Source organism: Aquabacterium sp. OR-4 (assembly GCF_025290835.2).
Classification (GTDB): domain Bacteria; phylum Pseudomonadota; class Gammaproteobacteria; order Burkholderiales; family Burkholderiaceae_C; genus Pseudaquabacterium.
Map to the genome: position 1 here is coordinate 349,221 of NZ_JAOCQD020000004.1, position 26,996 is coordinate 376,216.

Annotated in this window: 25 protein-coding genes; 7 read left to right on the forward strand and 18 right to left on the reverse strand. The window is 71.7% G+C overall.

All coding sequences use genetic code 11. From position 1 onward, the window contains the following. Positions 1 to 32 precede the first annotated feature (32 nt). The 7 genes from N4G63_RS26935 to N4G63_RS26965 form a co-directional block, all read right to left on the reverse strand. Positions 33 to 2,030: a transketolase family protein gene (locus N4G63_RS26935; RefSeq protein WP_314600413.1), complete on the reverse strand. Its 1,998-nt coding sequence runs from the start codon at positions 2,028 to 2,030 to the stop codon at positions 33 to 35. 101 nt (positions 2,031 to 2,131) lie between these two features. Beyond that, positions 2,132 to 3,166 carry a transketolase family protein gene (locus N4G63_RS26940; RefSeq protein ID WP_260790885.1) on the reverse strand — a complete coding sequence of 345 codons (1,035 nt, stop codon included), beginning with the start codon at positions 3,164 to 3,166 and terminating at the stop codon, positions 2,132 to 2,134. Continuing rightward, complete coding sequence (locus tag N4G63_RS26945; RefSeq protein ID WP_260790887.1) at positions 3,163 to 4,035, reverse strand: transketolase; 873 nt, start codon at positions 4,033 to 4,035, stop codon at positions 3,163 to 3,165. Before N4G63_RS26945 ends, N4G63_RS26940 begins: the two co-directional genes overlap by 4 nt. Before the next feature lie 32 nt (positions 4,036 to 4,067). Further along, complete coding sequence (locus tag N4G63_RS26950; RefSeq protein WP_260790889.1) at positions 4,068 to 5,327, reverse strand: TRAP transporter large permease; 1,260 nt, start codon at positions 5,325 to 5,327, stop codon at positions 4,068 to 4,070. A gap of 40 nt (positions 5,328 to 5,367) precedes the next feature. Then, positions 5,368 to 5,910, reverse strand: coding sequence for a TRAP transporter small permease (locus tag N4G63_RS26955; protein ID WP_314600414.1), 543 nt, complete (start codon positions 5,908 to 5,910; stop codon positions 5,368 to 5,370). Positions 5,911 to 6,006: 96 nt separating this feature from the next. After that, positions 6,007 to 6,996, reverse strand: a complete 990-nt coding sequence (locus tag N4G63_RS26960; protein ID WP_443112105.1) for a TRAP transporter substrate-binding protein — start codon at positions 6,994 to 6,996, stop codon at positions 6,007 to 6,009. A 40-nt stretch (positions 6,997 to 7,036) separates the two neighbouring features. Beyond that, positions 7,037 to 7,786: an SDR family NAD(P)-dependent oxidoreductase gene (locus tag N4G63_RS26965; protein ID WP_260790893.1), complete on the reverse strand. Its 750-nt coding sequence runs from the start codon at positions 7,784 to 7,786 to the stop codon at positions 7,037 to 7,039. Between the two features lie 124 nt (positions 7,787 to 7,910). On the opposite strand from N4G63_RS26965, the gene N4G63_RS26970 reads away from it, so the two are divergent. Continuing rightward, entirely contained in the window at positions 7,911 to 8,810 is a 900-nt protein-coding gene (locus tag N4G63_RS26970) for a LysR substrate-binding domain-containing protein (protein WP_314600415.1), read from the forward strand. A gap of 6 nt (positions 8,811 to 8,816) precedes the next feature. Here N4G63_RS26970 and panC read toward each other — a convergent pair whose 3' ends face one another. The 3 genes from panC to N4G63_RS26985 all read right to left on the reverse strand — a co-directional run bounded on the left by panC (position 8,817) and on the right by N4G63_RS26985 (position 11,632). Then, entirely contained in the window at positions 8,817 to 9,656 is an 840-nt protein-coding gene (gene panC / locus N4G63_RS26975) for a pantoate--beta-alanine ligase (protein WP_260790905.1), read from the reverse strand. Positions 9,657 to 9,690: 34 nt separating this feature from the next. Further along, the gene (gene panB, locus N4G63_RS26980; RefSeq protein WP_260790907.1) at positions 9,691 to 10,584 is read right to left on the reverse strand and encodes a 3-methyl-2-oxobutanoate hydroxymethyltransferase; all 894 of its coding nucleotides are present in this window, start codon (positions 10,582 to 10,584) and stop codon (positions 9,691 to 9,693) included. Positions 10,585 to 10,705: 121 nt separating this feature from the next. Beyond that, positions 10,706 to 11,632 (reverse strand): LysR family transcriptional regulator, encoded by a 927-nt coding sequence (locus N4G63_RS26985; RefSeq protein WP_260790909.1) that lies wholly within the window; start codon positions 11,630 to 11,632, stop codon positions 10,706 to 10,708. Between the two features lie 130 nt (positions 11,633 to 11,762). On the opposite strand from N4G63_RS26985, the gene ttdA reads away from it, so the two are divergent. Both ttdA and ttdB read left to right on the forward strand, forming a co-directional pair. After that, positions 11,763 to 12,662, forward strand: coding sequence for a L(+)-tartrate dehydratase subunit alpha (gene ttdA, locus N4G63_RS26990; protein ID WP_314600416.1), 900 nt, complete (start codon positions 11,763 to 11,765; stop codon positions 12,660 to 12,662). Further along, on the forward strand, positions 12,659 to 13,285 hold the full coding sequence (gene ttdB, locus N4G63_RS26995; protein ID WP_443112106.1) for a L(+)-tartrate dehydratase subunit beta: 627 nt from the start codon (positions 12,659 to 12,661) through the stop codon (positions 13,283 to 13,285). Before ttdA ends, ttdB begins: the two co-directional genes overlap by 4 nt. On the opposite strand, the gene N4G63_RS27000 is transcribed toward ttdB, so the two are convergent. Continuing rightward, the gene (locus N4G63_RS27000; protein ID WP_314600417.1) at positions 13,275 to 13,478 is read right to left on the reverse strand and encodes a hypothetical protein; all 204 of its coding nucleotides are present in this window, start codon (positions 13,476 to 13,478) and stop codon (positions 13,275 to 13,277) included. The two genes, ttdB and N4G63_RS27000, sit on opposite strands and share 11 nt — an antisense overlap. Between N4G63_RS27000 and N4G63_RS27005 the strand changes: the two genes are divergently transcribed. After that, positions 13,477 to 14,502, forward strand: a complete 1,026-nt coding sequence (locus N4G63_RS27005; protein WP_443112107.1) for a tripartite tricarboxylate transporter substrate binding protein — start codon at positions 13,477 to 13,479, stop codon at positions 14,500 to 14,502. The two genes, N4G63_RS27000 and N4G63_RS27005, sit on opposite strands and share 2 nt — an antisense overlap. On the opposite strand, the gene N4G63_RS27010 is transcribed toward N4G63_RS27005, so the two are convergent. The 3 genes from N4G63_RS27010 to N4G63_RS27020 form a co-directional block, all read right to left on the reverse strand. Next, positions 14,489 to 15,136, reverse strand: coding sequence for a PEP-CTERM sorting domain-containing protein (locus N4G63_RS27010; protein ID WP_314600418.1), 648 nt, complete (start codon positions 15,134 to 15,136; stop codon positions 14,489 to 14,491). The genes N4G63_RS27005 and N4G63_RS27010 overlap by 14 nt on opposite strands. Before the next feature lie 12 nt (positions 15,137 to 15,148). After that, positions 15,149 to 16,210, reverse strand: a complete 1,062-nt coding sequence (locus N4G63_RS27015; RefSeq protein ID WP_314600419.1) for an amidohydrolase family protein — start codon at positions 16,208 to 16,210, stop codon at positions 15,149 to 15,151. Between the two features lie 127 nt (positions 16,211 to 16,337). Further along, entirely contained in the window at positions 16,338 to 16,766 is a 429-nt protein-coding gene (locus N4G63_RS27020) for an acyl-CoA thioesterase (RefSeq protein ID WP_314600420.1), read from the reverse strand. Positions 16,767 to 16,895: 129 nt separating this feature from the next. Here N4G63_RS27020 and N4G63_RS27025 point away from each other — a divergent pair, with 129 nt between their 5' ends. The 3 genes from N4G63_RS27025 to N4G63_RS27035 are packed head-to-tail and all read left to right on the forward strand — an operon-like array spanning position 16,896 to position 19,232. Continuing rightward, positions 16,896 to 17,867: an NAD(P)H-dependent flavin oxidoreductase gene (locus N4G63_RS27025; RefSeq protein ID WP_314600803.1), complete on the forward strand. Its 972-nt coding sequence runs from the start codon at positions 16,896 to 16,898 to the stop codon at positions 17,865 to 17,867. Between the two features lie 44 nt (positions 17,868 to 17,911). Continuing rightward, positions 17,912 to 18,934, forward strand: a complete 1,023-nt coding sequence (locus tag N4G63_RS27030) for an MBL fold metallo-hydrolase (protein ID WP_314600421.1) — start codon at positions 17,912 to 17,914, stop codon at positions 18,932 to 18,934. Positions 18,935 to 18,965: 31 nt separating this feature from the next. Next, positions 18,966 to 19,232 carry a DUF3297 family protein gene (locus N4G63_RS27035; protein ID WP_314600422.1) on the forward strand — a complete coding sequence of 89 codons (267 nt, stop codon included), beginning with the start codon at positions 18,966 to 18,968 and terminating at the stop codon, positions 19,230 to 19,232. A 51-nt stretch (positions 19,233 to 19,283) separates the two neighbouring features. Here N4G63_RS27035 and N4G63_RS27040 read toward each other — a convergent pair whose 3' ends face one another. From N4G63_RS27040 to N4G63_RS27055, 4 genes are all read right to left on the reverse strand, one after another. Beyond that, on the reverse strand, positions 19,284 to 21,887 hold the full coding sequence (locus N4G63_RS27040; RefSeq protein WP_314600423.1) for an alpha/beta hydrolase fold domain-containing protein: 2,604 nt from the start codon (positions 21,885 to 21,887) through the stop codon (positions 19,284 to 19,286). Between the two features lie 249 nt (positions 21,888 to 22,136). Continuing rightward, on the reverse strand, positions 22,137 to 24,653 hold the full coding sequence (locus N4G63_RS27045; RefSeq protein WP_314600424.1) for a response regulator: 2,517 nt from the start codon (positions 24,651 to 24,653) through the stop codon (positions 22,137 to 22,139). A gap of 1 nt (position 24,654) precedes the next feature. Continuing rightward, complete coding sequence (locus N4G63_RS27050; protein WP_260791440.1) at positions 24,655 to 25,095, reverse strand: response regulator; 441 nt, start codon at positions 25,093 to 25,095, stop codon at positions 24,655 to 24,657. A 3-nt stretch (positions 25,096 to 25,098) separates the two neighbouring features. After that, positions 25,099 to 26,994 (reverse strand): sensor histidine kinase, encoded by a 1,896-nt coding sequence (locus N4G63_RS27055; RefSeq protein ID WP_260791441.1) that lies wholly within the window; start codon positions 26,992 to 26,994, stop codon positions 25,099 to 25,101. Positions 26,995 to 26,996 lie beyond the last annotated feature (2 nt).

Genomic DNA, 26,996 nt, shown 5'->3' on the forward strand with positions numbered 1-26,996 from the left:
GGAGTGCCGCGGTGCAGGGGCCGGTGGGTGGCTCAGGCCGGGCCGGCCTGCAGCAGGCGCAGGGCCTGGGCCTCGATCGCCTCGGCCGTGATGCCGAAGTGCCGGTACAGCACATCGGCCGGGCCTGAGGCGCCGAAGCCGCGCATGCCCACGAAGGCGCCGCGCTCGCCCAGCCAGCGGTCCCAGCCCATGCGCACCGCGGCCTCGCAGCCCACGCGCACGCCGCCGGCCGGGCCCAGCACGCTGGCGCGGTAGTGGGCGTCCTGGGCCTCGAACAGCTCCCAGCTGGGCATCGACACCACCGCCGTGGCCACGCCGCGGGCCTGCAGGCGTTCACGCGCCTGCAGCGCCAGCAGCACTTCGCTGCCGGTGGCCAGCAGCGTGACCTGGCGCTCGCCGCCATCGGCCAGGGGATCGGCCTCGCGCAGCACATAGGCGCCGCGGGCGCTGAGGTTGGCCTCGGCAGGCCCGCGCAGCGGGGCCCGCACATGGGGCAGGGCCTGGCGCGCAAACACCAGCGTGGCCGGCGTGGCGGTCTGGTCCAGCGCGATCTCCCAGCACTCGGCGGCCTCCACCGCGTCGGCCGGCCGCAGCACCAGCATGTTGGGCATGGCGCGCAGCGAGGCCAGGATCTCCACCGGCTGGTGCGTGGGGCCGTTCTTGCCGATGCCGATGGAGTCGTGGCTGAACACGAACTTGACCGGCAGGCCCATCAGCGCGGCCATGCGCATGGCCGGGCGCTCGTAGTCGCTGAAGGCCAGGTAGGTCACCGCCAGCGGCAGCACACCGCCATGCGCCGCCAGGCCGTTGGCCATGGCGCCCATCAGGTGCTCGCGCACGCCGCAGTGGATGTAGGCGCCGCGCCGGTCGTCGGGCGTGAAGGCGGCCAGGCGGCGCTTGTGGTTGGTGGGTGCCTCCAGGTCGGCGCAGGCCACCAGGCGCTCGGGCATCAGGTCGGACAGCGCATCGCCGATCTCGCCCGAGATGAAGATGCCGCTGGCCAGCGGCTCGCGCGCCGGCGCCTCGCGCTTGTAGCGCAGCAGGGCCTCGCGCCAGCCCTCGGGCAAGGCCCCGGCGAGCAGGCGCTCGAACTCGTGGCGCTGCGGGGCCGGCAGCGCCGCCACGCGCTGCTGCCAGGCTGCGCGTTCGCCCGCGTGGCGGGCCCCGGCCTCGCGCCAGGGCATCAGCACCTCGGGCGGGATGTGGAAGGCCGGGTACGGCCAGCCCAGCAGCTCGCGCGCGGCCTGGGCGTCTTCGGGGAACAGCCTGGCACTGTGGCCGCCGCGCTGGCCCTGCAGCCGCGCGATGCCCTTGGCGATGGTGGTGCGGCAGGCCAGCAGCGAGGGGCGCGCATCGGCCTTGGCCTCGGCGATGGCCGCAGACACGGCCTCCAGGTCATGCCCGTCCACCTCCAGCACATGCCAGCCGGCCACGCGGCAGCGCGCGGCCACGTCCTCGCTGATCGACAGCGTGGTGCTGCCGTCGTCGGTGATCTGGTTGTCGTCCCACAGCAGGATCAGGCGACTCAGGCGCAGGTGGCCGGCCAGCGAGATCATCTCCTGGCCGATGCCCTCCTGCAGGCAGCCGTCGCCCACGAAGGCATAGGTGTGGTGGTGGCAGATGGCGTCGCCATAACGCGCATTCAGCCAGGCCTCGGCCACGGCCATGCCCATGGCATTGGCAATGCCCTGGCCCAGCGGGCCGGTGGTGACCTCGATGCCCGAGGCGATGTCGCGCTCGGGGTGGCCCTCGCAGCGCGAGCCGAAGTCGCGGAAGGTCTGCACCTGGTCGAGGCCCATGCGCGCCACGCCCATCAGGTGCAGCAGCGCATACAGCAGCATCGAGCCATGGCCGTTGGACAGCACCACGCGGTCGCGGTCGGGCCAGGTGGGGTCGGCCGCGTCGTACCTCAGATGCCGGGTGTACAGCGCGGTGGCGATCTCGGCCATGCCCAGCGGCACGCCTTGGTGGCCCTCACCGGCGCGCACGATGGCATCGATGGCCAGAAAGCGAATCGCGTTTGCGAGCATGTCTGCCCCTCGTCCGATGGGTACATCGGCCGATCCCCCGAGGGGATGCGGGCCGGCTTGGGAGCGGCCCGGCGCTCGGCCCGCTTGGACTTGCGTAGCCATCAGCCCAGCCATCCCTTGATGCGCTGGCCCAGCACCTCGCGGCTGATGCCGTAGCGATCATGCAACGTGGGCAAGGCGCCGGCGTCCAGAAAGGCGTCGGGCAGGCCGGCCAGCTGAAAGCCCGCCGGCTGCACGCGGTGGCGCAGCAGCGCGCTGGCCACGGCCTCGCCCAGGCCGCCCACCACCGAGTGGTTCTCGGCCACCACCACCAGGCGGTGCTTGTAGCGCACGGCCTCGCAGATGGCGGCCTCGTCCAGCGGCTTGATCGTGGGGCAGTGCAGCACGGCCACGCCGATGTGGTCTTTCGCCAGATCCTGCGCCACCTCCAGCGCGCGCATGGTCAGGATGCCGCTGCTGATCACCAGCACCTCGTTGCCCTCGCGCAGCAGCTTGGCCTTGCCCAGCTCGAAGCTGTAGTTGTCGATGCCACCCTCGATCTCGTCAAGCACCAGCGGCACCTGGCCGCGCAGCAGGCGCATGTACACCGGGCCCTTGTGCGCGGCGATCTGCGGCACGGCCTGGGCGATGTCCAGCGCATCACACGGGTCGACGATGGTCAGGCCGGGGATGCCGCGCATCATCGCCAGGTCTTCGGTGGCCTGGTGGCTGGGGCCGTAGCCGGTGGTCAGGCCCGGCAATGCGCAGCAGATCTTGACGTTGAGGTTCTCCTCGGCGATCACCTGGTGGATGAAGTCGTAGGCGCGCCGGGTTCCAAACACCGCGTAGGTGGTGGCAAAGGGTGTGAGCCCTTCCTTGGCCATGCCGCCGGCCGCGCCCATCAGCAGCTGCTCGGCCATGCCCATCTGGTGAAAGCGCTCGGGGTAGGCCTGGGCAAACAGGTGCAGGTCGGTGTACTTGGCCAGGTCGGCACTCAGACCCACCACCTCGGGCCGGTCGGCGGCGTACGCGACCAGGGCCTTGCCGAAGGGCGCGGCCACGGTGCGCTGGCCTTCGCTGGCGATGCTGGCGATCATGGCCGAGGTGGTGAGCTTCTTCTTGGGCGCGGTGTTCGCGTTGACGGCGGGCGCGTTCATGCGGCGGCTCCTTGCGGTCGAGCGGTTGTCGCGGCGCCTGACGGCGCCGTGGCGTCCAGGTGTTCGAGGGCCTGCTGCCACTCGGGCGGATCAACGCGGATGAAGTGGTTCTTCTCGCGCTGCTCGAGAAAGGGCACGCCCTTGCCCATCAGCGTGTCGAACAGGATCACCCGCGGCTTGGCCTCGGCCAGCGTGCGGGCGGTGTCGAAGGCCTGCAGCACCGCGGCCAGGTTGTTGCCGTCCACGCGCTGCACATGCCAGCCGAAGGCCTGCCACTTGTCGGCCAGCGGCTCGAAGCCCAGCACCTGGCTGCTGGGGCCGTCGGCCTGCTGGTTGTTGATGTCGATCAGGCAGATCAGGTTGCCCAGCCGGTGGTGGGCGGCGGCCATCGCGGCCTCCCAGGTCGAGCCCTCGTCCAGCTCGCCGTCGCTCATGCTGTTGTAGACGAAGGCCGGGTTGCCCTTGTGCCGCAGGCCCAGCGCCATGCCCACGCCAATCACCAGGCCCTGGCCCAGCGAGCCGCCCGAGATCTCCATGCCCGGCGTGTAGCTGGCCATGCCGCTCATCGGCAGGCGGCTGTCGTCGCTGCCGTAGGTCTCGAGTTCGCTGTGCGGGATCACGCCGGCCTCGATCAGCGCCGCGTAGTGGGCAATGGCGTAGTGGCCGTGCGAGAGCAGAAAGCGGTCGCGGCCCTCCCACTGCGGGTTGTCGGGCTTCAGCGCCAGGGCATGGCCGTAGGCCACGGCCAGCACGTCGGCCCAGCCCAGCGCCTGGCCCACGTAGCCCTGGCCCTGCACCTCGCCCATGCGCACGGCATAACGCCGGATGCGGTGGGCCACCTGGGCCAGGCCCTGCAATGTCGAACTCATGGCGTTCAGTTCCGGAAGTTGGAGGGAAAGCGTCAGCGCAGGATGCTGGCCGGCACGTAGGACACCAGCAGCAGCACGCCAAAGGCCACCAGGTAGAAGGGGCCCAGCTCGCGTACCGTCTGGCCCACCTTGACGCGGGCCAGGGCGCTGGTGATGAACAGCGTGGTGCCCACCGGCGGCGTGTACAGGCCGATGGCCAGGTTGACGACCATCATGATGCCCAGCTGGGTCATGTCCATGCCGATGGCATTGGCCAGCGGCACGAACACCGGCGTGAGCAGCAGCACGGCCGCCGGCAGGTCGATGAACATGCCCAGAAACAGCATCAGCAGGTTCATCAGCAGGATCACCAGCCACTTGGCCTGCACGTTGTTCTGCACCCACTGGGCCACGCCCTGGGGCATCTGGTCGAAGGTGAGCAGCCAGCCGATGGCCGCCGAGGCCATGATCACCAGCAGCACCACGCCGGTGGCCAGGCCGGCCTGCACGATGGCGGCGTTCAGGCGCTGCCAGCCCAGGTCGCGGTAGATCAGCGCGCTCACCAGGCCGGCATACAGCGTGGACAGCACGGCCACCTCGGTGGGCGTGGCAATGCCGAAGCGCAGGAAGATGATGATCAGCACCGGCAGCACCACCGCCGGCGAGGCATAGGCCAGGTGGCGGCGAAAGGCCGCGCCGTCAAAGGGCGTGGTCACGCGCGGAAAGTTGCGCCGCCGCCCCACCCACCAGCAGGCGGCCATGAATCCGCCGCACATCAGCAGGCCCGGCAGCACGCCGGCCACGAACAGCGAGGCGATCGAGGCGTTGGAGCTCAGCGCAAACAGGATCATCGGGATCGACGGCGGGATCAGGATGTCGATGGTGGCCGCCGCGGCCAGCGTGGCCGCCGAGAACGCCGGCGGATAGCCCAGGCGCTTGTGCCAGGGGATCAGCAGCGAGCCGATGGCCGAGGCATCGGCCACCGCCGAGCCCGACACGCCGCCGAACAGCGTGGACGACAGCACGCCCACCTGCGCCGGCCCGCCATGAAAGCGGCCCAGCAGCGTGGACAGCACGCCCACCAGCGCCTCGCCCAGGCGGCCGCCCATCATCAGCGTGCCGGTGAGCATGAAAAACGGGATGGCGATCAGCGGAAAGCTCTGCACCTGGGCCACCATCTGCTGCACCAGCAGATCGAGCGGCACCTTGTCGGAGCTGGCCGCGGCGGCCATGGCGGCCACCAGCAGCGCGTGGGCGATGGGCATGGCCACCACGGCCGCACCCATGAAGACGAACAGGATCAGCGCACTCATGCGGGGTACTCCGGGCGATGGCTCGGCAAGGGGGCCGGTGTCACCAATGGGCGGTGGGCACCGGTGCCGGCACCCCGGCACCGGATTCGGCAGCGGCGGGCTGCGGCGCGGGGCGCCACACACGCCAGGCCGACTGCAGCGCCAGCAGGGCCAGCAGGGCCATGCCGGTCATCACGCAGGCATAGGTCACCGAGCCGGGCACCTGCAGGATCGGGCTCTTCTCGTCGTGCACGATGGCCAGCATGCGCCAGGTGGCGGCCACCAGGGTGCCGTACAGCAGCGCCACCACGCACCAGGCCACGGTGGACACGCCGCGCACCAGGCCGGCCGGCAGCGCCTCCATCAGAAAGGTGGTGGCGATGTGCGCGCCCTGCTGCGCGGCGATCACCACGCCGGCCATCACCAGCCACGGGAACAGCAGCTCGGGCACCTCGTTGGCCCATTGCAGGCTGCTGCCGGTGATGTAGCGCAGCGCGGTGTTGGCCACCAGGATGAGGAAGATCACCGTGGTGGCCAGCCACAGCACCGCGCGGCACGTGGCGTTGATGGCGCGGTCCAGCGGCCCGGGGTTGGGGGTGTGCATGCGCGGCTCCTGGCAACAGCGTGGCGGTGGGGCAAACGTGAGGGCGTGACGAACAGGCGCTCGGGGCGAACCTGACTAACGCCGTGATTCCGCGGCTCAGCGGCCGCGGGCACCGGCGATGACCTTCTTCACGTATGGGCCGATCGGGCTGGCCATCCACTTGTCGTCCACCGCCGCGGTGGCCTTCTCGAAGGCCGCCTTGTCGGCGATGTCCACACGCACGCCCTTGGCCTTGAGGTCGGCCACCAGCCGGTCGTCGGCCTCCTGCGAGAGCTTGCGCTGCAGCGCGGTGGCCTCGGTGGCGGCTTCCTGCAGGGCCTTGCGGTCGGCCTCGGGCAGCTTGTCCCAGCTGCGCTTGCTCATCAGCAAGGGCGTCATCTCGTACTTGTGGCCGGTCAGCGAGATGAACTTGTTGACCTCGTAGAGCTTGCTGGCGTGGATGTTCATCAGCGGGTTCTCCTGCCCGTCCACCACGCCCTGCTGCAGCGCCACGTACAGCTCGGCAAACTTGATCTGCTGCGCATCGGCGCCCAGGCTCTGCATGATGTCCACGGTCACCGCGTCGGGCGGGGTGCGCATCTTCAGGCCCTTCATGTCCTCGGGCTTGAGGATGGGCTTCTTGCTGTTGGACATGTGGCGGATGCCGTTGTCCCAGTAGCCCAGCACCACCAGGCCCTTGTCGGCGCTCTTGGCGGCCAGCTCCTGGCCCAGCGCGCCGTCCAGCAGCTTCCAGGCCTGCGGCAGGTTGGCAAACAGGAAGGGCATGCCGAAGGCCGCGTACTCGGGCACCACGGTGGACACCGCGCCCTGCGAGTTGGCCGACAGGTCGATCGCACCGGTGCGCAGCGCGGTGACCATGGCCGCGTCGTCGCCAAGCTGGGCCGATGGCGCCACGGTGACCTCGATGCGCCCGGCGGTCTTGGCCTTCACCAGCTCGGCCAGCTTCAGCGAGGCCTCGTGGCGCGGGTTGCCCGGCGCGGCGCCGTGGCCCAGGGTCAGCTTCACGGCCTGGGCCTGGGCGGCCAGCGGCAGGGCGGCGGTGGCCGCCAGCGCCATCAGCGTGGCGGCAAAGGTCTTGCGTTGCATGGTCTTGTCTCCTTCTTGTGATGGGGGCTGGGCCGCGGCCTCAGTGGATCAACATGCCGCCGTTGACGTCGAGCGTCACGCCGGTGAGGTACTTGGCCAGGTCGCTGGCCAGAAACACCACGCAGCCGGCCACGTCGTCGGGCACGCCGATGCGGTTCAGCGGGATCTGCTCCAGGATGCCCTTCATGCGGTCATCGGGGATCAGGCCCTTGTTGATGTCGGTGGCGATCAGGCCCGGCGTGACCGCGTTGACGCGGATGCCGTCGATGCCGAACTCGCGCGCCATCGCCCGGCCCAGGCCCAGCATGCCGGCCTTGGCCGCCGAGTAGTGCGGCCCGCCCAGGATGCCGCCACCGCGCTGCGCCGACACCGACGAGGTGTTGACGATCGCGCCCGACTTCTGCGCGCGCATGGCCGGGATCACCGCCTGCGACATGTACAGCATGCCGCGCAGGCTGACGTCCATCACCGCCTCGTAGTCGGCCGGCGTGATGTCCAGCGTCTTGCGCGGCTGGGTGATGCCGGCGTTGTTGAACAGGATGTCGATGCGGCCCAGCGCCTGCAGCACCGCGGCGGCGGCGGCCTCGCAGGCGGCCTTGTCGGTGACATCGGCCACCACCCCCAGGTGGCCGGCGCCCAGCTCGGCCGCGGCGGCCGCGGGCCCGGCCTGCGCCAGATCGACGATGGCCACGCGCGCGCCCTGCGCCGCCATCATCCTGGCGGTGGCAAAACCCAGGCCGTTGCGGCCGGCACCGCCGGTGATCACGGCAACCTTGTCATTGAGCAGCATCTGCAATGTCTCCATCCGGTGGATCAGTGATGGGACGCGATGGTGGCCAGCGGCTTGGTTGACGGCAAGCGAAGTTTCTTCAGACTAAGATGACGGATCGTCATCTGACTGCCGGGTTGGCCCCATGTCGCACCTGCCCCCGATGGTGAATCTGCAGGCCTTCGAGGCCGTGGCGCGCCGGCGCAGCTTTGCGCTGGCCGCGGCCGAACTGCATGTCACGGCCTCGGCCATCAGCCACCAGGTGGCGCGGCTCGAGTCGCAGCTGGGTGTGCGCCTGCTCGAGCGCAGCGCGCATGGCGTGCGCCTGACCGCTGCGGGCGAGCAGTACCTGGCGCGCATTGCCGGCGCGCTGCAGGCCATTGCCAGCGCCAGCGACGACCTGCGCCAGGGCGTGGCCAACAGCCTGTACGTGCACTGCTCGCCCAGCATTGCCACGCTGTGGCTGATGCCGCGCCTGGCCGCCTTTGCCCAGGCCAATCCGGGCATTGCGCTGAACCTCTCAGCGGCCCACGTGCACAGCGACTTCACCCAGGGCACGGTGGACCTGGACATCCGCTACGGCGTGCCCAACTGGCCCGACCTGGTGGTGGAGCCGCTGTTCGAGGAACGCATCGTGCCGCTGGCCAGCCCGGCCTTCCTGCGCACGCACCGGCTGCGCCGCATCGACCAGCTGCTGGACGTGCCGCTGATCCAGAGCAACGTCAACGTGGTGCAGTGGAGCGACTGGTTCCAGGCCTACAGCGACAAGCGCCCGCCCGAGCGCCTGTCGCTGCGCTTTGACCGCGCGCAGATGGCCATGGAGGCCGCCATCCAGGGCCTGGGCGTGGCGCTGGAAAGCGCGATGCTGGCCGCCGGCCACATCCGCGAGGGCAAGCTCAGGCCGGTGTTCGGCCTGGACAAGAGCCTGGGCGTGAAGGCGCACTTCGCCGTCTACCCGGCGCGCCACGGCAAGCGGCCGGCGGTGGAGGCCTTTCTGGCCTGGGTGCACGCCGAGGCCGCCCGGGCGCAGCTGGCGTTCGGCTAGGGCCGCTCAGAACTCGAGGTTGTCGATCAGGCGCGTGGCGCCCAGCCGTGCCGCGGCCAGGGCCACCAGCGGGGCGCCGGCGCGGCGCTCATCGTCGCCGGGGGGCAGCAGGTCGCTGCGGCGGCGCACGCTCAGGTAGTCGGGCGCCCAGCCGCGCGCGCGCAGTGCCGCGCAGGCCTCGGCTTCCAGCGCGGGCAGTGGCTGGCTGCCATCGCGCGCGGCGGCGGCCAGCGTGGCCAGTGCGTGGGCCAGCGCCGGGGCCTCGGCACGCTCGGCCTCGCCCAGGTAGCCATTGCGCGAGCTTAGCGCCAGGCCGTCGGCGGCGCGCACGGTGTCGCCGGCCACCACCCGCGTGGGCAGGGCCAGCTGCCGCGCCATGCCCTCCAGCACCTTGAGCTGCTGGTAATCCTTGCGGCCGAACACCGCCTGCGCCGGCTGCACGATCTGCAGCAGCTTGAGCACCACCGTGCACACGCCGGTGAAGAAGCCGGGGCGGAACTCGCCTTCCAGGATGTCGGCCAGCGCCGCCGGCGGTGCCACCTTGTAGGCCTGCGGCTCGGGGTAGAGCTCGGCCTCGTCGGGCGCGAACACGATGTCACAGCCGGCGCCACGCAGCAGTTCGGCGTCGCGGGCCAGCGTGCGCGGGTAGCGGTCGAAATCCTCGTGCGGCAGGAACTGCAGGCGGTTGACGAAGATGGTGGCCACCACCGGCCCGCCCAGCGCGGCGGCCTGGCGCACCAGGGCCAGATGGCCCTCGTGCAGGTTGCCCATGGTGGGCACGCAGGTGGTGCCATGCTGGCCGGCCAGCGCGGCGCGCAGCTCGGCAATGGTGTGGATGATCTGCATCGGGTTCAACGCCGTGTTGCGGGGATGGGGAGGGTCAGAAGCCGTGGCGCTGCGCGTCGGGGAAGCGCCGCGCGCGCACATCGGCCACATAGGCGGCCACGGCCTGGCCGGGGCTCAGCGTGGCGCAGGCGCTGCCATCGGCCGCCTCGCGGCTGAAGTCGCGCACGAAGCGCGGGCGCCGCGCGCCGGCGCCGCTCACATCGGACGTCAGGCCCAGCAGGTCGTGCAGCACCAGCACCTGGCCGGCCGTGTGCGGGCCGGCGCCGATGCCGATGGTGGCCATGGCCGGGTGGGCCTGCGTGATCGCGGTGGCCAGCGCGGTGGGCACCAGCTCCAGCACCAGCATCGCGGCGCCGGCTTCGGCCATGGCCGCGGCATCGGCGCGCAGCGCGGCGGCCGCCGCATCGTCACGCCCCTGCACGCGAAAGCCGCCCAGCGCGTGCACGCGCTGCGGCGTGAGCCCCAGGTGCGCGCACACCGGAATGCCGCGCTCGACCAGAAAGCGCACCGTGGCCGCCATCTCGCCGCCACCTTCGAGCTTGACCATCTGCGCGCCGGCGCGCATCAGCACCGCGGCCGACTCGAAGGCCTGCTGTGGCGAGGCCTCGTAGCAGCCAAAGGGCAGATCGGCCAGCACGAAGGCGCTGCGCCGGCCGCGCGCCACGCAGGCCGTGTGGTACGCCATCTGCTCCAGCGTGACCGACTGCGTGCCGCTCTGGCCCTGGATCACGTTGCCCAGCGAATCGCCCACCAGCAGCAGGTCGACGCCCACAGCGTCCAGCAGCGCGGCATAGGTCGCGTCGTAGCAGGTCAGCATGGCCAGCGGCTCGCCGCGCGCCACCTGCTCGCGCAGCCGGTGCAGCGTGACGGCCGGGCGCTGCGCTGCGGCCTCGGTGGTGCGAAGGGATGAGGACGGATGAACACTCATGGGTTGGCCAGGTGGGTCGAATGCGGGCGCGATTGTGCGGTCTGCCGCCGCCGCCCGCTGCCTGCCGGGTAGACAGCCCGCTCCAGGCCCGGCACGCGGTGGCCGGCCGGCCGGCGCGGGCTCACCAGTTCGACAGCAGGCCTGGCCGCGGGCCGTCGGCGTGCTGGCCCAGGTAGCTGCGCAGGTGGTCGACGAAGCAGCTCACCTTGGCCGAGAGGTTCAGGCGCTCGCTGAACACCGCGTGGATGTCGGCCGGGGGGGTCTCGTAGTCGGCCAGCACCTGGCGCAGGCGGCCGCTGCGCAGGTACTTGGCCACATCCCATTCGGCACGCATCAGGATGCCGTGGCCTTCAAGGGCCCAGTGCAGGCCCACCTCGCCGTCGTTGGTGCTCAGCCGACCATGCACCTTGATGGTCTCGGCGCGCTCGCCGCGGCTCAGGCGCCAGTGGCCGTAGGCGCCGCTGTTCTGGCGCAGCACGATGCACTGGTGCTGGCCAAGGTCGTGCGGGTGCCCGGGCTCGCCGGCCTGGCGCAGATAGGCCGGCGAGGCCACCAGCAGGCGCCGGTTGACCGCGATGCGGCGCGCGATCAGGCGCGAGTCGGGCACCTCGCCGAAGTGGATCGCGACATCGATGGCCTCGTCGGGCAGGGCCACCGGCCGGTCGGTGAGGTGCAGCTGCACATCCACATCGGGAAAGGCCTTGCCGAAGGCCGCGATGGCCGGCCCGATGTACGAGCGGCCAAAGCCCAGCGGCGCGTTCACCCGCAGCAGGCCGCGCGGCGCGGCGCGGCTGCTCGACACCAGGCGCTCCATCTCGGCGATGTCGCCCAGGATGCGCTGCGCATGGTTGAAGTACACCTCGCCCTCGCCCGTGAGGCTGATGCGCCGCGTGGTGCGGTTGAGCAGGCGCACGCCCAGGCGCTCTTCCAGCAGCGCCAGGCGGCGCGAGACGGCGGGCGGCGTGAGGTTCAGCTCGCGCGCGGTGGCGGCCAGGCTGCCCTGCTTGACCAGCAGACAGAAAAAGGCCAGGGCATGGTCGGCACTCATCGGTCACTCCGGCATTCGTAAATTGGGCGCAACTATGAATTAAAAAAACGTCGATTCATCAACGTATGTTACTTGCCTAAGCTGCGTCTCGCGCCCAGCCAATCCCCGCACAGGGCGCCAGGAGACCCTCATGGACAAGCAAGCCGCCGTCGAGTCGCTGACCGACACGATGGCCAAGTTCACCGCCTACATCGGCAAGCGCCTGCCGCGCGATGTGACGGCCAAGCTGGCCGAACTGCGCACACTCGAGACCAATCCGCTGGCCCGCTCGGTCTACGACTCGATGCACGGCAACCAGGAGGCCGCCGATCGGCTCGACCGCCCGAGCTGCCAGGACACCGGCGTGATCCAGTACTTCATCGAGGCCGGCGCCGGCTTTGCGCTGCTGGGCGAGCTGGAGCAGATCCTCCGCGATGCGCTCCAAGGTGCCACCCACCTGGGCCCCTTGCGCCACAACGCGGTGGAGACCTTCGACGAAAAGAACACCGGCACCAACACCGGCACGCAGATCCCCTGGCTGGACTGGCGCATCGTGCCCGACAGCAGCAGCTGCACCATCGATGTCTACATGGCCGGCGGCGGCTGCACCCTGCCCGGCGCGGCCAAGGTGCTGATGCCCGGCCAGGGCTACGAGGGCGTGGCCGAGTTCGTGATGGACGTGATCACCGAACGCGGGGTCAATGCCTGCCCACCGCTGCTGGTGGGCGTGGGCGTCTCGACCTCGGTGGAGACGGCGGCACGCCTGTCCAAGCTGGCCATCCTGCGGCCGGTGGATTCGAAGAGCGGCAACCCGCGCGCCGCACTGATGGAGCAGCTGCTGGAGCAGGGCCTCAACGAGGTCGGCATCGGCCCGCAGGGCCTGACCGGCAACGCCAGCGTGATGGGCGTGAACATCGAGTCATCGGCGCGCCACCCGTCGACCATCGGCGTGGCCGTCAACACCGGCTGCTGGGCCCACCGGCGCGGCAAGATCCGCATCAACGCCGACCTGTCGTTTGACGTGCTCTCGCACGAAGGTGTGGTGCTGTGAACGCCCCCGCCCCGAAGAAAATCGTCCTGCAGACCCCGATCCGCGACGAGGACCTGGCCGGCCTGAAGGTGGGCGACGTGGTGTGGCTCACCGGCCGCCTGGTCACCTGCCGCGACGTGGCCCACCGCCGGCTGATCGAGCAAGGCCGCGCGCTGCCGGTCGACCTGGACGGCGGCGCGATCTTTCATGCCGGGCCGATCGTGCGGCAAAAGGACGATGGCCGCTTCGAGATGGTGTCGATCGGCCCGACCACCAGCATGCGCATGGAGAAGTTCGAGCGCGAGTTCATCCGCCAGACCGGCGTGAAGCTGATCGTCGGCAAGGGCGGCATGGGCGCCGAGACCGCGGCCGCCTGCCAGGCGCACAAGGCCGTGCACGCCATCTTTCCTGGCGGCTGCGCGGTGCTGGCCGCCACCCAGGTGGAAGAGATCGAGGGCGCCGAGTGGCAGGACCTGGGCATGCCCGAGACGCTGTGGATCAACCGCGTGCGCGAGTTCGGGCCGCTGATCATCAGCATCGACACCCACGGCAACAACCTGATCCAGCAGAACAAGGACCGCTTCAACGAGAAGAAGCGGCCGATCCTGGCGCGCATCAGCGAGCAGCTGAGCTTCATCCGCTGAGGCAGCCGCCCGCCAGGCCGCGCGGCCACGGCCCCCGCCCCGGGCCGGCCGCGCCAACCCCGCACAACACGACGGAGACAACGATGCACACCCCCCTGCCCTTGCGCAGCCCCTTGCTCTTGCGCAGCCCCTTGCTCTTGCGCAGCCCCTTGCTCTTGCGCAGCCCCTTGCTCTTGCGCAGCCCCTTGCCCATGCGCAGCCCCCTCGGCTTCTGCAGCCGCCCCAGCCCCCTTGCCCGCCGCCGCCATGCCATGGCCCTGGGCGCCGCCCTGGCGGCTGGCCTGGCCGCAGCCGCCTGGCCCGGCCTGGCCGGCGCCCAGGCCTGGCCCGCCAAGCCGATCACGCTGGTGGTGCCCTTTCCGGCCGGCGGCACCACCGATGTGCTGGCCCGCGCGCTGGCCGAGAAGTTGACGCCCGCGCTGGGCCAGACGGTGATCGTGGAGAGCAAGCCCGGCGCCGGCGCCACGCTGGGTGCCGACCATGTGGCCAAGGCCCGGCCCGATGGCTACACGCTGCTGGTGGGCGCGGTGCATCACACCATCGCCTCGAGCGTGTACAAGAAACTGCCCTACGACTTTCAGAAGGACCTGGCGCCGATCACCACCATCGCCCTGGTGCCCAATGTGCTGGTGGTCAACGCGGCCACGCCGGCCCGCAGCGTGGCCGAGCTGGTGGCGCTGCTCAAGGCCAGGCCCGGGGCTCACACCTACGGCAGCAACGGCAACGGCACGGCCCAGCACCTGATCGGCACGCAGTTCGAGAACCTCACCGGCACCGATCTGGTCCACATCCCCTACAAGGGCAGCGGCCCGCTGGCCACCGACCTGCTGGGCGGCCAGGTGACCCTGTCCTTCGACACCGTGACCCCGGTGCTGCAGCACATCCGCGCCGGCAAGCTGCGCGCGCTGGCCGTCACCACCGCCCGGCGTGCCGCGGTGCTGCCCGAGGTGCCCACGCTGGACGAGGCCGGGCTCAAGGGCTTTGACATCGGCACCTGGTTCGGTGTGCTGGCGCCGGCGGCCACCCCGAAGGAGGTGCTGGCCCGGCTGAACACCGAGATGGTGAAGGTGATCCAGTCAGCCGAGTTCCGCAAGCGCATGGACGAGATCGGCGCAGAACCCATCGGTCACAGCGCCGAGCAGATGGCCCAGCAGCTGAGGGCCGAGACCGAGAAGTTCGCCCGCCTGGTGAAGGCCGCCAAGGTCACGATCGAGTGATGCGCCGCCGCCGGCGCCGCAGCGCGCCCAGCAGGCCCAGGCCGGCCAGCCACAGGGCGGCGGCCTGCGGCTCGGGCACCGCGGTGACCGACACGTTGTCGAGCAGGCCACCGGCCATGTCGGACTGGCCCTGGGCCGCAAAGCGCAGCACCGCGCTGCCGCTGCTGCCCAGATCGGCCAGGCCGACATAGTGCTGCCATTGCACGCTGGTGCCGCCGGCCACGCCCTGCAGCACGCTGCCCGACAGCGTGCCGAGGCCAAAGCCCAGGTCTTGCGTGCCCGCCCCCCAGCCGGCCCGCGCCGCGTACCAGAAGCTCAGCCTCACCCAGCCGGTGGCCTGGATGGTCTGGGTCATCCAGCTGTTGCGGTAGGTGTCCAGCTCGACCAGGTTGACGCCGTCTTGCGCGCGGATGTTCTCGAAGCCCTGGTTCTGGATCTCGATGCCGCCGGCCAGACCGCCCACCACCTCAGGATCACCCTGCCAGCCGGGGATGGCCTCGACGATGACCCAGTGCCCGGGGCTCGCCGGCGCATCCTCGAAGCTGCCGTTGCTGACCAGGTTGGCCGGCCCCGCGGCCCCGGCCTGGGCGCAAGACAGCAGCGCCAGCACGGCGGCGAACAGGGCGGATTTCATGGCACGGGCACCTCAGGCGGATGGCAGGTCGAGACGGTACACCCGTGCCGCCGTGCCGGCCAGCAGCGCGTACTTCTCGTCACACGAAGCGCCGGCCACCAGGCGCTTGAAGGCATTCCACAGCACCGCGTAGCCGGTGCTCACCTGGTCGACCGGAAAGTTGCTCTCGAACATGCAGCGCCGGGCACCGAAGGCTTCGATGCAGGTCTCGACCCAGGGCTTCCAGGCCTCGGCCAGTTCCTGCGAGCTGGGCGGCGCGGGCCGGCGGTCAAAGCCGAAGGGCGTGATGCGCATGCCCAGCCCGCCCAGCTTGACCACCACGTTGGGGCAGGCGGCCAGCGCCAGCAGATCACGCCGCCATTGGGCGTACACCGCATCGGCCTGGCCGGCATAGGGCCCCACGCCCAGCGGGCCGCCGCAGTGGTTGAGCACGATGGGGGTCTGCGGAAAGGCGCGCGCCAGCGCCAGCACATCGGGCAGCTGCGGGTGGTATTGCCAGGCCTCGAAGCTCAGGCCCAGCGGCGCCAGCTGCGCGAAGCCCTCGCGAAAGCGCGCCTCGCCGTACAGGCCCGGTGGCGGCCTGGTGTGGCTGTCCAGGATCTGCGGGCTGGCGTCCCAGCCACCGGCATGGCGGATGCCGCGAAAGCGCCCGTTGCCGGCGCGCAGATGCGCCTCGAGCACCGGCCGCACCGCGGCGCCCAGTGTCAGGTTGGCATGGCCCACGATGCCGGCGCACACCCGCGTGTCGCCGTACAGGCCGCTGGCCGCCATGGCCGCCACGCCGTTGGCAAACTCGGTCTCGCCCACCGGCCGCAGCTCGGCCGGGCCCTCGGCGCGGTAGAAGGCCACGCAGTCGACAAACACCGTGGCCAGCACGCGGTGGCCGCTGCCGGTGTCTTGCAGCAGCTCGTCAAGCAGGTAGCGGTGGCCGCGCCGCTGCCACAGGTGGTGGTGCGGGTCGACGATGGCCAGCGCCGGCTCGAGGATGGGCTCGGCCGGCTGGCGCGCCAGCCAGGCGGCATCGGGCGCCACCACGGTGGCCACCGCGTCGGCGGCCTTGGCAGGGGGGGTCATGCGCGCGTCTCCGGTGGCCTGGGCAGGCGACCGATTCTGCGCAGCGCCCGCCGGCGCGCGCTTCGCTCAGGCGACAGCGGCGCTGCGGGTCAACCCGCGGGCCGCGGCGGATGCCGCGGGCTGCCGCTCAGCCCGGGGGCAGCCGGGCCAGAAAGGCCGCTGGCACCGGCGTGGGCCGGTGCGTGTCGGGGTCGATGAACACCACGCCGATCTTGCCGCGCGCCACCGGCCGGCCGGTGGCGTCGTCGTCCATGCGGAACTGCAGGTCGAGGCCGTACTTGTTGACATCGGCCGGCGTGATGCCCACGCGCATCACCTCGCCATGAAAGCCCTCGCTCATGTACTGCGCACCGATGTCGGCCACCACGATGCTGCAGCCCTCCACCGTGCGCTCGCGGTAGCCCAGGTGCTGGAAGAAGCGCACCCGTGCCTCGCTCACCAGGGTCATCAGCTGGGCATGGTCGAGGTGGCCGCCCTGGTTGACATGGCTGACATAGATCTGGATGCCGGTGCTGAAGGCCGGCGGCTCGGTGAACGCGAATTGAAGGCGGGGCATGGCGCGATTGTCGCCGCCGGCATGCGCTGCCCTGCCCCGCGTGTGACATCGCCGGCCGGGGCCGCTGGCCAGAATGGCCCGCCAGCCGCCCCCCATCCCCACCAGGACCCACACCGCATGAACCGCCCGATGAAAAACCGCGTCACCGATCTGTTGGGTATCCGCTACCCCATCGTGCAAGGCGGCATGCAGTGGGTGGGCCGCGCCGAACTGGCGGCCGCGGTGTCCAACGCCGGCGGGCTGGGCATCGTCACCGCGCTGACGCAGCCCACGCCCGAGGCCCTGGGCGACGAGATCGCGCGCACGCGGCGCCTGACCGACCAGCCCTTCGGCGTCAACCTCACCATCCTGCCCACGGCCAGCCCGCCGCCCTATGCCGAGTACCTGGATGTCACGATCAAGAGCGGCGTGAAGATCCTCGAGACCGCCGGCCGCAGCCCCAAGGATTTCATCGCCCGGGCCAAGGCCGCCGGCGTGCGCATCGTGCACAAGTGCACCTCGGTGCGCCACGCGCTGTCGGCCGAGCGCGATGGCGTCGACGCGATCTCGATCGACGGCTTCGAATGCGCCGGCCACCCGGGCGAAGACGATGTGGGCGGCCTGGTGCTGATCCCGGCCGCGGCGCGCGTGGTGAAGATCCCGCTGATCGCCTCGGGCGGCATTGCCGACGGCCGCGGCATGGCCGCCGCGCTGGTGCTGGGTGCCGAGGGCGTGAACATGGGCACGCGCTTTTGCGCCACGGTGGAGGCGCCGATCCACGACAGCATCAAGCAGGCCCTGGCCGGCGCCAGCGAGCGCCAGACCCAGCTGATCCTGCGCACGCTGCGCAACACCGGCCGGGTGCTCAAGAACGCCGTCTCCGACGAGGTGGTGGCCATCGAGCAGCGCCCTGGCGGCGCGCAGTACGAGGACCTGCGCCACCTGGTGGCCGGCGCGCGCGGCCGTGGCGCACTCGAGAGCGGCGCGCTCGATGCCGGCCTGGTGTGGGCCGGCCAGGTGGTGGGCCTGATCGACGACGTGCCCACCTGCCAGGCGCTGATCGAGCGCATGGTGGCCGAGTGCCAGGAGCGCCTGGCCTTCGGCGCGCGCTGTTTCGGCTGAACGCCGGCTGGCCCCACCCGCCCAAGACACCTCAGGAGACCCGCATGCCCATCCCCAACCACCTGGCCCTGGGCCTGGCGGCGCTGTGCGCCACGCTGGCCGGCTGCAGCACCCCGCCGGCGGCACCGCCGGCCAGCGAGGCCACGGTGATGGCCCACCTGGCCGCGGCACAGCAGGCGGCCGGCACCGAGTACCCCGAGTACCTGAACCTGTGCAAGCCGGCGCCGCTGAAGCGCCCCGACGCCGGCAGCGTCGACCTGGCCGGCCTGATCGCCCGCCCGGCGCCGCCACCCGGGGCCGCCTTTGACAACCTGATCTATGTGGGCAGCGCCTGGGTCAGTGCCTGGGCGCTGAAAACCAGCGATGGCCTGGTGCTGATCGATGCGCTGAACACGGTGGACGAGGTCGAGCGCCTGATCGTGCCCGGCCTGGCCAGCCAGGGCCTGGCGCCGGCCGACATCCGCACGGTGCTGGTCACCCACGGCCATGGCGACCACTACGGCGGTGCCGAGCGCCTGCGCGCGCTGGCCGGCGCCACGCCGCCGCGGCTGGTGATGAGTGCACTCGACTGGACCATGACCGAGACCCAGCTGGAGTTCGCCAGCCCGATCTGGCCGGCCCCGCCGCGGCGCAACCCGGCGCGCGACCTGGCGGCCCGCGACGGCGACCTGCTGCGCCAGGGCGACACCACGGTGCAGCTGCATGTCACGCCGGGCCACACGCTGGGCACGATCTCGCCGGTGTTCGAGGTGCGCGCCGGCGGGCGCACGCACAAGGCCCTGGTGTGGGGCGGCACCAGCTTCAACTTCGGCCGCGACCTGTCGCGCCTGGACGCCTACATCGCCGCTGCCGACCGCATGCGCGAGATCGCGCGCCGCGAGCAGATCGACGTGCTGCTGTCCAACCATCCGGCCAACGACCTGACGGTGAAACGCCTGGCCGCGCTGCGTGCCAATCCGGCCATGGCCAACCCCTTCGTGATCGGCAACGCGGGGGTGCTGCGCACGCTGACCGTGATCAGCGAATGCGCCAAGGCCAACCGCGACCGGTTTGCGCTGATGCCCTGAGCCGCTTGCGCCGCTAAACTCGCGCCCCACCATGAGCGATACCCCCAGCACCCCCGGCGCCGCAGAGCGCCCCGCCCTGCCCGATCACCTGTCCGGCGATCCGCGCAGCCCGCACTTTGTGCGCGAGGTGTTCGAGCACGATGTCGGCATCCGCTTCAACGGCCTGGAGCGCGGCGACGTGGAGGAGTACTGCATCAGCGAAGGCTGGATCAAGGTGCCCTCGGGCAAGACGCTGGACCGCAAGGGCCGGCCGCTGCTGATCAAGCTCAAGGGCTCGGTCGAGGCCTTCTACCGCTGACCCGGCCGCGGTGCGGCCGCCCGGGGCGGCGGCAGCACCGCGGCCGCACGCTCAGGCCCAGAAGCCGCGCAGCGCGGCCGCCATCTCGGCGCGCACCGGCTCGCCCGACACCACCACATCCACCATGCCCAGCGAGGTGTGGGTGTGGCCGCGCGCGCTGAGGCTGCGCACCGGCACGCCGGCCGCGGCCAGCGCCTGGGCATAGGCCAGGCCCTCGTCGCGCAGCGGGTCGAACTGGGCGGTGACGATCATCGCCGGCGGCAGCCCGGCCAGGCTGCGTGCGCGCAGCGGCGCCACACGCGCATCGGCGCGGTCGGCGGCGTCGACATAGTGGTCGAAGAACCAGTGCATCAGCGTGCGGGTGAGCACATAGCCTTCGGCGTTGTCTTGGTACGACGGGCGCGTGAGGTCGGTGTCGGTCACCGGGGTCAGCAGCAGCTGGCCGGCGATGGCCGGGCCGCCCTCGTCGCGCACGCGCTGGCAGGTGACGGCGGCGAGGTTGCCACCGGCGCTCCAGCCGGCCACGGCCAGCGGACCGGGGCGGCCGCCCAGCGCCGCGGCATGCTCGCCCAGCCAGCGCACGGCGGCCAGTGCGTCGTCGGCCGCGGCCGGAAAGCGCGCCTCGGGCGCATGCCGGTAGTTCACCGAGACCAGCATCGCGCCCGAGCGGCGGCACAGGTCGCGGCACAGCGGATCGTCCGAGGCCTGGTCGCCCAGCACCCAGCCACCGCCGTGGAAGTACACCACCACCGGGTGCGGCCCGGGCGTGGCCGGGCGGTACAGGCGGTAAGCCAGCGGGCCGGCCGCGCCGGGCAGCGTGCCGTCCACCTCCTCGGCCACCGCCGGGCCGGGTGGCGAGGCCGCCGACAGCTGCGCCAGCATGCCGCGCGCGGCCTCGACCGGCAGCGAATCGAAGGTCGGCAGCTGCATCGCCGCCATCATCTCGAGCACCATCTGCACATCGGGTTGCAGGCGGCGCACCAGGCCATCGGCACACAGCTCTCCGGCCGGGCCACTGCGGCGCAGGCCCAGGTAGTTGCGCGCCACCACCTCGTCGCAGGCGCGGCGGTAGGTGTCGACACCGCCCACATAGGGCAGAAAGACGCGCGGCTTGCCCGGCACGTTGGCGCCCATGTACCAGCTGTTGGCGCTGGGGTAGAGGGTGATGCCGGCGCAGTCGTTGACATGCTGCACCCAGCCGGCCTCGGCCGCCTCGGTGGGCTCGATGCGGGTGTGGCCCTGGGCGCGCAGCGCGGCCAGGCAGTCGCTCACCCATTCGACGTGCTGCTCGATCGAGACCATCATGTTCGACAGCACCGACGGGCTGCCCGGCCCGGTGATGGTGAAGAAGTTGGGAAAGCCGGTGGTCATCAGGCCCAGGTAGGTGCTGGGGCCATGCGCCCACTTGTCCTTCAGCGTGAGGCCGTTGCGACCGGTGATGTCCACCGCCACCAGGGCGCCGGTCATGGCGTCGAAGCCGGTGGCGTAGACGATGGCATCGAAGGCCAGCGCCTCGCCGCTGCGCAGCGCGATGCCGGTTTCGGTGATGCGCTCGATGGGTGTCTGGCGCAGATCCACCAGGCGCACATGCGGCTGGTTGAAGGTGGCGTAGTAGCCGGTGTCCAGGCAGGGCCGCTTGGTGCCGAAGGCATGGTCGCGCGGGCTCAGGCGCTCGGCGGTCTCGGGGTTGGTGACCACCGCGCGGATCTTCTCGCGCACCTTCTCGCAGACCACCTCGTTGGCATCGGGAAACAGGATCTGGTCGGCAAACACGCTCAGGATCGGGATCAGCTCGCCGGTGTTCCAGGCCGCTTCGAAGCGCTGGCTGCGCAGCTCGGGCGGGCTGTAGCGGCCATAGACCTGCGGCGGCTCCAGCGGCACGCCGGCACGCGACCATCGGGCCGCCTGGCGGTAGGCGGCGCGGTCGGCACGCAGCGGCGCCAGACGCTCCTCGCGCACCGGCCCGTTGCCGGCCGGGATCGAGAAGTTGGGCGTGCGCTGGAACACCGTGAGCTGGCTGGCCTGCTGCGCGATCAGCGGGATCGACTGGATGCCCGACGAGCCGGTGCCGATGACGGCCACACGCTGGCCGGTGAAGTCGACACCGCCATGCGGCCAGCGGCTGGTGCTGTGGCTGGCGCCCTGAAAGCGCTCGGCGCCGGCGATCTCGGGCGCCTTGGGCTGCGACAGGCAGCCGGTGGCCATGATGTAGAAGCGGCAGCGCACCGGCTCGTCGCGGCTGGTGCGCAGGTGCCAGCGGCCGTCGGCCGGGCCGGCGCCTTCGTCCCACAGGGCGGCCTCGACGCGGGTGTCGAAATCGATGTCGCGGCGCAGGTCGTAGAAGTTGGCCACGAACTGCGCATAGCGCAGGATCTCGGGCTGCGTGGCGTACTTTTCTGACCAGGTCCAGGCCTGCTCCAGCGCGGGGTCGAAGCCGAAGCTGTAGTCGGTGGTGGGGATGTCGCAGCGCGCGCCGGGGTAGCGGTTCCAGTACCAGGTGCCGCCCACGTCGCTGGCGGCCTCGAACACGCGGGTCGAGAAACCCAGGCCGCGCAGTTTGTGCAGCAGGTACAGGCCGGCAAAGCCGGCGCCGACCACCACCACATCGACCTCGGCGGGCCGCGCCGACGCGCCCTGGCTGTTGCGTTGCACCATGGTTCCTCCGGAGATGACTGCGGGATGGGCCGCAGATATTGCACCCGCCATCCGGGCCGCGCGCCGCTGTTTACCCGCAGTGCGGCGCGCGCTGTCGCAAGCCGGCACAGCGGGCGGACAGGCGTGGCCGGGCGCGGCCGCTGCCTTTCAACAGCCTTTCAACAGCCGTTCAACGGCCGTTCATCGGCAGGGTTAGCCGTCGCTGCCGGCGGTGGCCCGGGCGGCTCGGTCGGCAGCTCGGTCGGCGGCTCATGGCATGGTGCCGGGCCAGCGGTCCAGGCACTCGGCCAGGGCCTGGGTCAGCTGGCGCAGATCGGCCTGCAGCGTGGCCACGCGCAGCGCGAGCTGGCGCTCCTCGTCGGCATCGACGCCCAGCGCACTCTGCAGGCGCGACTCCAGCGACAGCGCCTGCGCCGCCAGCGCATTGGCGCCCAGCGTGGCGGCCGCGGCCTGCAGCGCGCGCAGCCGGGCGCACAGCACCGGCCGCGGTCCGGGCGGCCGCTCGGGCGAGGCCTGGCCCAGCCCGGACAGGCCGGCACCGTACTGCTCGACAAACTGCTGCAGCCCGCGCCGGTAGAACGAGGCGCTGTGGCCAAACTGCGCCAGCCCGGCATCGGCCTGCAGCCCGGCCACATGGGCCAGGCCCACCGGCAGCCCGGCCGGCGCCACGCCGGCGCTGCGCCCGCTCGGCACGGCCTCGGCCGGCGCCGCGGCGGGCCGTGGCAGGGCGGCACGCGCGGCGTCGGGCAGCCAGCGCAGCAGCAGCGCATACAGCCGGTCCACCGCCACCGGCTTGGCCAGGTGGTCGTCCATGCCGGCGGCCAGGCAGGCCGCACGGTCTTCGCCAAAGGCGTTGGCGGTCATCGCGATCACCGGCACGCCGGCGGTGGCCGGCAGGCGGCGCAGCATGCGCGTGGCCTGCAGGCCATCCAGCACCGGCATCTGCACGTCCATCAGAATGGCCGCGTAGCTCTCGCGCTGGGCCAGCTCGACCGCCTGCTGGCCGTTGTCGGCCACGTCCACCAGCAGGCCGGCGGCCAGCAGCACCTCGCGCGCCACGAGCTGGTTGACCTCGTTATCCTCGGCCACCAGCACCCGGGTGCCGCCATGGCGGCTGCGCAGCGCCTGCTCCAGCGCGGCCATGTCGGGCGCCAGCGCCGTGCTGCCGGGCGTGAGCGGCAGCGCCGCGCCGGCGGCGTGCAGGCGCAGCTGCGCCACGAAGCGGCTGCCCTGCCCGCTCTGGCTGTGCACGCTGATCGTGCCGTCCATCAGCTCGGCCAGGTGGCGGCAGATGGCCAGGCCCAGGCCGGTGCCGCCATAGCGCCGGGTGGTGGAGCTGTCGGCCTGCTCGAAGGGGCTGAACAGCTGGGCCAGCCGGTCGGCACCGATGCCGATGCCGGTGTCGCTCACTTCCAGCGTGAGGATGGGCCGGTCGGGCTCGGCCAGGTCGATGCCGCAGCGCAGGCGCACCTCGCCCGAGTCGGTGAACTTGACCGCATTGCCCAGCAGGTTGAGCAGCAGCTGGGTCAGGCGCGTGGGGTCGCCGCGCAGGTGCTGGCCGGCGGCCTGGTTGTCGAGCGCCAGGCACAGGCCTTTTTCGCGGGCACGTTCGGCCACCAGGCCCAGCGCATGCTCGAGCAGCGCGTCGAGGTCGAAGTCGATGGCCTCCAGCGTGAGCTTGCCCGACTCGACCTTGGACAGGTCGAGCACATCGTTGACCAGGCTCAGCAGGTGCTGGGCCGCGCGGTCGATGATCAGCAGGTTGTTGCGCTGGCCGTCGTCGAGCGCGCCGCGCTGCAGGATGTGCACCATGCCGCTGATGGCATTGAGCGGCGTGCGGATCTCGTGGCTCATGTTGGCCAGGAACGCGCTCTTGGCCCGGTAGGCCGACTCGGCCTTGTGCGTGCGCTCTTCCACCAGCGCCTCGAGGTGGTGGCGGTGCTGCTCGAGCTCGGCCACGATGCGGCGGCGCTCGGTGGTGTCGCGCAGCAGGCCCAGCACGGCCGGCCGGCCGTGGTAATCAAAGCGCGTGGCGCGCAGCTCGAGCCACAGGTAGTGGCCGTCGCGGTGCATGAAGGCCACGTCGTACTGGCGCTCGGGCTCGGGCGCCTCGGGCCGCACACGCTGGGCAAAACGCTCGTCCCACAGCGCCAGCGATTCGGGCGCCACCACGTCCTCGAAGCGGCTGCCGGCAAAGTTGGCCACGCTGTGGCCCAGCATGGCCGGCAGCGCCGGGTTGGCAAAGACGAAGCGGCGGTCCTGGGCCACGAACAGGCCATCGACCAGCGATCCGAGCATGGTGCGGCTGAAGGCCTCGCTGTCGGCCAGCGCCCGGGCGGCCAGCACCGCCTCGCGGCGGCGGCGCACATCGTCCAGGCAGCGCTCGATGGCCGGCACCAGGCGCGCCAGCCGGTCCTTGAAGACGAAGTCCGACACGCCCTGGTGCAGCAGGTCGACCGCCAGCTCCTCGCCGATGGTGCCCGAGACCAGGATCACCGGCACCTCGGGCAGTTCGCGGCGCAGGCGCAGCAGCAGGGCATCGAAGGTGACGCCGGGCACCTGGTGATCGACCAGCACCACCTGCCAGCCGCCGTCGCGCAGGGCCTGCTCGATCTCGGCCAGGCTGCACACCTGGCGGCAGCCGCCCCCCAGGCCCTGGCGCTGCAGATGGCGCTGCAGCAGGCGGAAGTCGGCCTCGACGTCCTCGACGATCAGGATGCGCTCGGCCTCGCCCTGCGGGCGGCCGTCGGCGGGCGGCGGCGACATGTCAGTCACGCATCAGCGGCTCGTTGGTGGCCAGCCAGTAGACACCCAGGCGGGCCACGGTTTCGGCAAAGTCGCCAAAGGCCAGCGGCTTGCGCACGAAGCTGTTGGCCCCGCCCTGGTAGCTGGCCATGCGGTCGCTGTCTTCGTCGGACGAGGTCAGGATCACCACCGGCAGCAGCCGGGTGCGTTCGTCGGCGCGCAGCCGGGCCAGCACCTCCAGGCCGGTGAGCCGCGGCAGGCCGATGTCGAGCAGCACCACGGTGGGCCGGTCGGGGCCCGGACGCTCGAGGTACTCGCCTTCACGGAACAGGTAGTCGAGCGCCTGCTGGCCGTCGCGCACCACGTCGATGCGGTTGGCCACGCGGGCGCGGGTGAGCGCGCGCAGGGTCAGCATCTCGTCCTGCGGGTTGTCCTCGACCAGAAGAATGACGCGTTCGCTCATGGCTCAGGCACTTTCAGTGGGCAGCGGCGGTGGCCGCTCGGGCAGCGTGAAGCGGAAGGTGGCGCCGGCGCCGAGGGCCGACTCTGCCATGACGCGGCCGCCATGGCGGTGGATGATGCGCTGCACCGTGGCCAGGCCGATGCCCAGGCCGGGAAACTCGTCTTGCCGGTGCAGCCGGGCAAACACCTTGAACAGGCGGCCACCGTGGGCCATGTCGAAGCCCACGCCGTTGTCGCGCACGAAGAACCAGCGCTCGCCGTCGATCTGGCGCATGCCGACCTCGATCTGCGCGTCGGCACGCCCGGCGGTGTACTTCCAGGCATTGCCCAGCAGGTTGGCCATCACCGCGCCCAGCATGCGCCGGTCGCCCTGCGCGCGCAGCCCGGGCGCCAGGCTGACCTGCACCACGCGCTGCGGCTCGGCGCGGCGCAGGTCGGCCAGGGCCTGCTCGGCCAGCACGCCGAGATCGACCTCGCCGCTGCCCAGCACGCCGCGCACGCTGCGCGACAGGGTGAGCAGGCCCTCGATCAGCTCGCCCATGCGGGCGCTGGCCTGGATGATCTGGCCCAGGTAGGCCTGCGCCTGGGCGTCGAGTGCCGGGCCGTGGTCTTCGAGCAGGGCCTGCGAGAAGCCGCTCATGGCGCGCAGCGGCGCGCGCAGATCGTGCGAGACGGCGTAGGCAAAGGCGTCGAGCTCGGCATTGGCGGCACTGAGCTCGGCGGTGCGCGTCAGCACCCGCTGCTCGAGCCCGGCATTGAGCTCGCGCAGCTGGGCCTGGGCGCGCTGCTGCTCGGCCAGCCGGCGCATCAGCTCGGCATGCAGGGTCTGCAGCGCGCGGGCCACTTCGGCCACCTCGTCGGCGCGCTGCGGCGCAATGGTCTCGAACTGCGGCGGCTCGTCGTGCACCACGCGCAGCGCGGCGGCCGACAGCTCCTGGATCGGCCGCGCCACGCGGCCGGCCAGCCAGATGCTCAGGCCGATGAAGCCGAGCGTGCCCAGCACGCCCAGCAGCAGCAGGCGCTGGCTCAGCTGCTCGGCCGCCCGGAAGGCCAGCGCCGTGGGTTGCCGCACCAGCACGGTGAGGCCCACCGCGCCGGGCTCGCGCGCCCAGGCGCTGAGGTAGGGGCCCTCGCCCGGCCAGTCCAGCACCGCCCGCACCGCCTGGGCGTTCAGCGTGACGGCCAGCGTGCTGTCCAGGCGCTCGGGCGGGCCCAGCAGCACCTTGTCGTCGCGGCCCAGCACCAGGCTCTGGCTGCCCTGGGCGCGCTCGTCATCGGCCTGCAGCGACTGGAACAGCGTGTCCAGCCACTCCCAGCGCAGGCGCGCGGCGAGCACGCCCAGCGGCCGGCCCTGCATGTCGACCAGGGGCACGCCCAGGTCGATCAGCGACGGCTGCTCGCCGTTGACCAGGCCCAGGCTGGCCGTCAGCGGGCCGGCCCGCCGCCGGGTGCCCACATAAGGCGCCTGGCGTGCGGGCGCAAACCAGGGCTCGTCCGCCAGATCGGCGCCCTCGAGCAGCGCATTGGTGGCCACCTGCACGCGGCCCTGCGGATCGACGATGGCCAGCCAGGCCAGCGCCGGCTGCTGGGCGCGCAGGTTCTCCAGCAGCAGGCGGGCATCGCCGGGCTCGACCAGGCCGCTGGCCAGCAGCGGATGGGTGGCGGTGTCGCGCAGCTGCTGCAGCTGCAGGCGCAGCGCGCTGTCGAGCGTGCGGCCCAGCAGCACGGCCTCGCGGTGCATGGCCAGGCCGCGCAGCTCGGTGAGCTGGGCGCGCTGGGTGCGCTCGAGCACCAGCGCCGACAGCAGCGCCAGCGCCAGGCCGCTCGCGCCGATCAGCAGCGCAAACCGCGCGCGCAGGCTGCGGCGCGGGCTCAGCGCATCGGGCAGGCGGGCCAGCATGC

Coding starts and splice junctions, on each gene's coding strand:
- N4G63_RS26965 (WP_260790893.1), bottom strand. CDS start 7,786: ATGCTGCTCAATGACAAGGTTGCCGTGATCACCGGCGGTGCCGGCCGC.
- panB (WP_260790907.1), bottom strand. CDS start 10,584: ATGAGTGTTCATCCGTCCTCATCCCTTCGCACCACCGAGGCCGCAGCG.
- N4G63_RS26945 (WP_260790887.1), bottom strand. CDS start 4,035: ATGAGTTCGACATTGCAGGGCCTGGCCCAGGTGGCCCACCGCATCCGG.
- N4G63_RS27040 (WP_314600423.1), bottom strand. CDS start 21,887: ATGGTGCAACGCAACAGCCAGGGCGCGTCGGCGCGGCCCGCCGAGGTC.
- N4G63_RS26960 (WP_443112105.1), bottom strand. CDS start 6,996: ATGCAACGCAAGACCTTTGCCGCCACGCTGATGGCGCTGGCGGCCACC.
- N4G63_RS27015 (WP_314600419.1), bottom strand. CDS start 16,210: ATGACCCCCCCTGCCAAGGCCGCCGACGCGGTGGCCACCGTGGTGGCG.
- N4G63_RS27000 (WP_314600417.1), bottom strand. CDS start 13,478: ATGGGCAAGGGGCTGCGCAAGAGCAAGGGGCTGCGCAAGAGCAAGGGG.
- N4G63_RS27035 (WP_314600422.1), top strand. CDS start 18,966: ATGAGCGATACCCCCAGCACCCCCGGCGCCGCAGAGCGCCCCGCCCTG.
- N4G63_RS27020 (WP_314600420.1), bottom strand. CDS start 16,766: ATGCCCCGCCTTCAATTCGCGTTCACCGAGCCGCCGGCCTTCAGCACC.
- panC (WP_260790905.1), bottom strand. CDS start 9,656: ATGCAGATCATCCACACCATTGCCGAGCTGCGCGCCGCGCTGGCCGGC.
- N4G63_RS27005 (WP_443112107.1), top strand. CDS start 13,477: ATGCGCAGCCCCCTCGGCTTCTGCAGCCGCCCCAGCCCCCTTGCCCGC.
- N4G63_RS27050 (WP_260791440.1), bottom strand. CDS start 25,095: ATGAGCGAACGCGTCATTCTTCTGGTCGAGGACAACCCGCAGGACGAG.
- N4G63_RS26970 (WP_314600415.1), top strand. CDS start 7,911: ATGTCGCACCTGCCCCCGATGGTGAATCTGCAGGCCTTCGAGGCCGTG.
- N4G63_RS26985 (WP_260790909.1), bottom strand. CDS start 11,632: ATGAGTGCCGACCATGCCCTGGCCTTTTTCTGTCTGCTGGTCAAGCAG.
- N4G63_RS26940 (WP_260790885.1), bottom strand. CDS start 3,166: ATGAACGCGCCCGCCGTCAACGCGAACACCGCGCCCAAGAAGAAGCTC.
- N4G63_RS26955 (WP_314600414.1), bottom strand. CDS start 5,910: ATGCACACCCCCAACCCCGGGCCGCTGGACCGCGCCATCAACGCCACG.
- ttdA (WP_314600416.1), top strand. CDS start 11,763: ATGGACAAGCAAGCCGCCGTCGAGTCGCTGACCGACACGATGGCCAAG.
- N4G63_RS26935 (WP_314600413.1), bottom strand. CDS start 2,030: ATGCTCGCAAACGCGATTCGCTTTCTGGCCATCGATGCCATCGTGCGC.
- N4G63_RS27025 (WP_314600803.1), top strand. CDS start 16,896: ATGAAAAACCGCGTCACCGATCTGTTGGGTATCCGCTACCCCATCGTG.
- N4G63_RS27045 (WP_314600424.1), bottom strand. CDS start 24,653: ATGTCGCCGCCGCCCGCCGACGGCCGCCCGCAGGGCGAGGCCGAGCGC.
- N4G63_RS27010 (WP_314600418.1), bottom strand. CDS start 15,136: ATGAAATCCGCCCTGTTCGCCGCCGTGCTGGCGCTGCTGTCTTGCGCC.
- N4G63_RS26950 (WP_260790889.1), bottom strand. CDS start 5,327: ATGAGTGCGCTGATCCTGTTCGTCTTCATGGGTGCGGCCGTGGTGGCC.
- N4G63_RS27055 (WP_260791441.1), bottom strand. CDS start 26,994: ATGCTGGCCCGCCTGCCCGATGCGCTGAGCCCGCGCCGCAGCCTGCGC.
- N4G63_RS27030 (WP_314600421.1), top strand. CDS start 17,912: ATGCCCATCCCCAACCACCTGGCCCTGGGCCTGGCGGCGCTGTGCGCC.